This is a genomic window from Infirmifilum sp. (assembly GCF_049970975.1).
In the GTDB taxonomy this organism is placed as follows: domain Archaea; phylum Thermoproteota; class Thermoprotei; order Thermofilales; family Thermofilaceae; genus Thermofilum; species Thermofilum uzonense.
This window is the reverse complement of the sequence record NZ_JBMFLX010000184.1, coordinates 1-1,986: the sequence shown is the minus strand read 5'-3', so window position 1 is coordinate 1,986 and position 1,986 is coordinate 1. Positions and strand designations below refer to the sequence as shown.

3 protein-coding genes and 1 tRNA gene are annotated in these 1,986 nt (G+C 45.3%); 2 read left to right on the top strand and 2 right to left on the bottom strand.

Going from position 1 to position 1,986, the window contains the following annotated elements; all coding sequences use genetic code 11:
* A partial coding sequence (gene thsB / locus ACP5KC_RS10355) for a thermosome subunit beta (RefSeq protein WP_428287533.1) occupies positions 1 to 971 on the top strand: 971 nt, incomplete at its 5' end.
* A gap of 55 nt (positions 972 to 1,026) precedes the next feature.
* A complete protein-coding gene (locus ACP5KC_RS10350) occupies positions 1,027 to 1,323 on the top strand; it encodes a DNA-directed RNA polymerase subunit K (protein WP_052883325.1) in 297 nt (98 codons plus the stop codon).
* Here the strand turns inward: ACP5KC_RS10350 and ACP5KC_RS10345 are convergent.
* The gene (locus tag ACP5KC_RS10345) at positions 1,320 to 1,667 is read right to left on the bottom strand and encodes an arcadin 1 (protein WP_424741046.1); all 348 of its coding nucleotides are present in this window, start codon (positions 1,665 to 1,667) and stop codon (positions 1,320 to 1,322) included. The two genes, ACP5KC_RS10350 and ACP5KC_RS10345, sit on opposite strands and share 4 nt — an antisense overlap.
* A gap of 118 nt (positions 1,668 to 1,785) precedes the next feature.
* Positions 1,786 to 1,885, bottom strand: a tRNA-Thr gene (locus tag ACP5KC_RS10340).
* Positions 1,886 to 1,986 lie beyond the last annotated feature (101 nt).

The window sequence follows — 1,986 nt, the reverse complement described above, 5'->3', positions numbered from 1 at the left end:
TAGACAAGGAGGTTGTACATCCAGCCATGCCTAAGAGGGTTGAGAACGCGAAAATAGCGCTTCTAGACGCCCCGCTCGAGGTTGAGAAAACCGAGATAGATGCAGAGATACGTATTTCCTCTCCTGACCAGATGCAACAGTTCTTGGAAGAAGAAGAGAAGATACTGAAAGAAATGGTTGACAAGATTAAGGAGAGTGGTGCTAATGTTGTTTTCTGTCAGAAGGGTATTGATGATGTTGCTCAGTATTATCTTGCCAGGGCTGGTATTCTTGCTGTGAGGCGTGTTAAGAAGAGTGATATGGAGAAGCTTGCCCGTGCTACTGGTGCTAAGATACTTACAAGGGTTGAGGATATTTCTCCAGAGGCTCTCGGCACTGCAAGGCTCGTGGAGGAGAGGAAGGTCGCGGACGAGAAGATGGTCTTCGTTGAAGGCTGCCCCAACCCCAAGAGCGTGACAATACTCGTCAGAGGCGGTGCTGAACATATTGTCGACGAGGCTGAGCGAGCGATTCATGATGCTCTCAGTGTTGTCCGAAATGTCATAGAGGATCCGAAGATAGTAGCGGGTGGAGGCGCAGTTGAGATAGAGTTGGCTATGAAATTAAGGGAATTCGCTAACACTCTGCCAAGCAAGGAGAAATTAGCGGTTGAAAAGTATGCCGAAGCTCTCGAGAACATAGTCGCAATACTTGCGCAGAACGCGGGAGCTGAGCCCATAGACGTGTTAACAGAGCTCAAGCGTCTACACGCAAGGGGCGAAAAATGGGCTGGTATTAATGCTTACACAGGCAAGGTTGAGGATGCTTACAAGGCTGGAATACTTGAGCCAGCAATTGTCAAGAAACAAGTCTTAAAGTCGGCTACAGAGGCAGCAATAATGATAATGAGAATTGACGATATCATCGCAGCTCAGCCTCCGAAAGGGAAAGAGAAGGAGAAAACACCTTCCGGAGAATTCGAAACCGATTAAACAAAGATTAGACTTTAAAAAGATTTAAATATTGTTTTTCTTGTCTAACTCGTTTATGTTCGAGGGTAATATTTCAAAAGGTAATACCTCATCGTCTAAATTTCAAGTCAAGATTGGTCCACCCTGGCTGACAAGGTTTGAGAAAGCCCGGATTCTTGGTATAAGAGCCCTTCAGATCTCCTTTGGGGCGCCCGTCTTGATCCCAGTTGAGGAGTCTGAGAATATAGACGCTATAAAAATAGCCGAGAGAGAGCTTGAGATGGGCGTTTTACCAATAGTCATAGTACGTTGGACACCCGAGGGAAGAGTCCAGGACATACCATTAAAGTTCTTAAAGCTTAGTCCACCCTAACCCTCTCGCTTCAATTCTATTTTTTCATTTGAGATCGTAATCTCAAAGAAGTCTCCAATGCTAGGCTTCGTAACGAACTTTTCCCATTCATCTTCGGTTAATACCAATGTAACTCTTGGAACACGCATAACTCCGGGCGAAGCTCCGGGAAACATTCTCATGATTTGCGATATTATTGGGGCTATTTCACGACTTATCTCGCTATCCGGAGATCTCACAAACATGGGCTCGGGCATTTCTCTTTCCTCTGTTAGTTCCAATTTCACCATTCTCTCTCCAAAGGGAGCGTCAAAAAGAGAGATATTAGAGACCTTTGCTTTAAACCTAACAGATATTCCAGACATGTGTAATCCCATTATCCGAGCTCTAATTATGTTTTTTGCAGTGGAATGTGAAATCAAAATTTCTCACGTGATATGGTTAAAATACGCCATGTGGTTAACATGAGAACAGAATCCAAGAAGCCCCGGCCGGGATTTGAACCCGGGACCTTCGGCTCCCTCGAACCCCCCTCTCTAGGGCCTTACAAGGCCGACGCTCCACCAGTCTGAGCTACCGGGGCTTACCAAGTCTCAAGGCATTTAGGGGTAAATTTATTGTTTTCGCACTTGTTTTCATCGACGTCTCGGATACAATCCTGAAGTATATTAGATATTTAACACC

Bases quoted from the DNA above. Each gene is read 5' to 3' on its own strand.
- ACP5KC_RS10345 (WP_424741046.1), bottom strand. From the start codon at position 1,667: ATGTCTGGAATATCTGTTAGGTTTAAAGCAAAGGTCTCTAATATCTCT.
- ACP5KC_RS10350 (WP_052883325.1), top strand. From the start codon at position 1,027: ATGTTCGAGGGTAATATTTCAAAAGGTAATACCTCATCGTCTAAATTT.